Raw genomic sequence first — 1,373 nt, 5'->3', positions numbered from 1 at the left:
TCATAATTGTCCTGGAAATCGACCGTTTCCTTGTCGATATCCTCCAGGAGTTCATGCGCGACCTTGGTGAGCCGCGACTCGGTGTAGCGCATGGCCGCGGGCGGATCGGCGTCGATGGAGCCGAAGTTGCCCTGCCCGTCGATCAGAGGCACGCGCAGCGACCAGTCCTGCGCCATGCGAACCAGCGCGTCATAGATCGAGGCGTCGCCATGCGGATGGTATTTACCCATCACGTCGCCGACGATGCGCGACGATTTCACATGCTTGCGGTTCCAGTGGTAACCGCCTTCCTGCATGGCGTAGAGGATGCGGCGATGGACGGGCTTCAGGCCGTCGCGCACGTCTGGCAGCGCGCGGCTGACGATCACGCTCATGGCGTAATCGAGATAGGAGCGCTGCATCTCCTCGATGATCGAAATCGGCTCGATGCCGGTGGGGCCGCCGTCCGGCCCGCGCGGTGTCTTCTGGTCGGTCAAATCAGGTCACAATCCAGTCGGGAATCACTGCATGCTTATATAGGAAGCCTTGCCGAAACTCCAATGTCGGCCGGACTTTTCCAGAGACAATTTTGATGGTAATTTCAAATGGATACCGCTGATTGCGACGATATGGCCACCGTCGTTTTCGCCGTCATGCGGCAAGGTCGGCGATGGATCGGGCAAAAACCGCAACTGCTGTGAAGCTGGCCTCATGGCTACCCATGCGGGCCCTCAGCGGCTGGAGCGTCAAGGACCTCAACGGCGATCTGGCGGCCGGCATCACGCTGGCCGCGATCGCCATTCCCGAGCAGATGGCGACGGCGCGCCTTGGCGGTTTCGCGCCGCAGATCGGCTTTTTCAGTTTCGTCGCCGGCTCTGTCGCCTTCGCGCTGCTCGGCGCCAACCGCCAGCTGTCGGCCGGCGCGGATTCGACGATCACGCCCTTGTTCGCCGGCGGTCTGGCGCTGATCGCCACCTCGGGCTCGCCGCATTACCTGGCGCTGGCGGCCATGCTGGCCCTGATGGTGGGGCTGCTGGTGGCGCTCAGCGGCGTCTTCCGTCTCGGCTGGATCGCCGATCTGCTGTCCGTGCCGGTCACGACGGGTTTCCTCGCCGGCATTTCGGTCCATATCATCGTCTCGCAACTGCCTTCCTTGCTCGGCCTGCCGGCCGAAAGAGGCGAGACCGTGCGGCGAGTCGGCGAGATAGCCGCCAATATCCACCTCACCAATCCCTGGAGCCTGGCAATCGGCCTCGGTGTCTTCGCCATCGTCTTCGCCGCCGGACAGGTCAGCGCGCGGATCCCGGCGGCGTTGATCGGCATGGTCCTGGCGACGCTTGGCGTCGTCTCCTTCGATTTGAGGAACCGTGGCGTCGAGGTGCTCGGCGCCTTGC

2 protein-coding genes are annotated in these 1,373 nt (G+C 63.5%); one reads left to right on the top strand and one right to left on the bottom strand.

Going from position 1 to position 1,373, the window contains the following annotated elements; all coding sequences use genetic code 11:
• The coding region (locus EOA28_RS35755; protein ID WP_281060956.1) for a DNA gyrase subunit A at positions 1-476 on the bottom strand (476 nt) is incomplete at its 3' end.
• A gap of 224 nt (positions 477-700) precedes the next feature.
• On the opposite strand from EOA28_RS35755, the gene EOA28_RS35750 reads away from it, so the two are divergent.
• Positions 701-1,373 (top strand): SulP family inorganic anion transporter (locus EOA28_RS35750; protein WP_245501683.1); only part of this gene is annotated, 673 nt, incomplete at its 3' end.

Source organism: Mesorhizobium sp. M2A.F.Ca.ET.067.02.1.1 (assembly GCF_004023285.1).
Taxonomy (GTDB): Bacteria; Pseudomonadota; Alphaproteobacteria; order Rhizobiales; family Rhizobiaceae; genus Mesorhizobium.
This window is presented reverse-complemented; position numbering and strand designations above follow the sequence as displayed.